This is a genomic window from Vibrio sp. 970 (genome assembly GCF_033339075.1).
On record NZ_JAWOTW010000531.1, the window covers coordinates 1 to 602 of the forward strand.

Sequence of the window (602 nt, forward strand, 5' to 3'; positions counted from 1 at the left end):
TCGCCGTTGCACGCTTTTTTGTCGATGGCACTGAGGATGTGGCATTGCTAGAGGAGCAAGATCAGCGTCGCGTGTTCTCTCTTATTGCGAACGAACTTTCTGCTCTTACTCAGCTTGAACCAGCGAGTCAATGGTTGGCGAAAGCCGCATTAGGAATGACACCACACGATGCAGAAGAGGTGCTAGCGCGTTCGATCGCAATCACCGCAAACAACTTGGCTTGTCAGTATGAAGAGCTCTCAGAGCGTACTGACGAGCAGAAAGCGAGGATGTTAGAGTCTGCAAGGCTAGCACTGGATTATTGGAAAATAGCGGGCGGTTGGATGCAGGAAGAGCGCGCAGAATATCGTTTGGCGATGAGCTTGCTGAAAGCCGATGCACCTAAAGAAGCCAAAGTGCATGCTGAACGATGTGAAGCCATTTGTCTGCAAAACGGCGGCGATGCGTTTGAGCTTTTTTATGCGCATGACTTATTGATGCAAGTGCATTTTCAACTTAGCCAGCAATGCAAAAAACAATTGGATGCGCAGGTGCAGCAATACTGCACAACCAGCGAACTGGCGTAGGTTTACCGCCACAGCAAAAAGCCCCGAGCTAATGGC

Annotated in this window: 1 protein-coding gene; it reads left to right on the top strand. The window is 50.0% G+C overall.

Annotation, left to right across the window (positions count from 1 at the left end):
- Nucleotides 1-566, top strand: a 566-nt coding sequence (locus tag R7Q11_RS27695) for a hypothetical protein (protein WP_225467175.1), incomplete at its 5' end; no start/stop codon positions are given.
- Between the last annotated feature and the right edge of the window lie 36 nt (nt 567-602).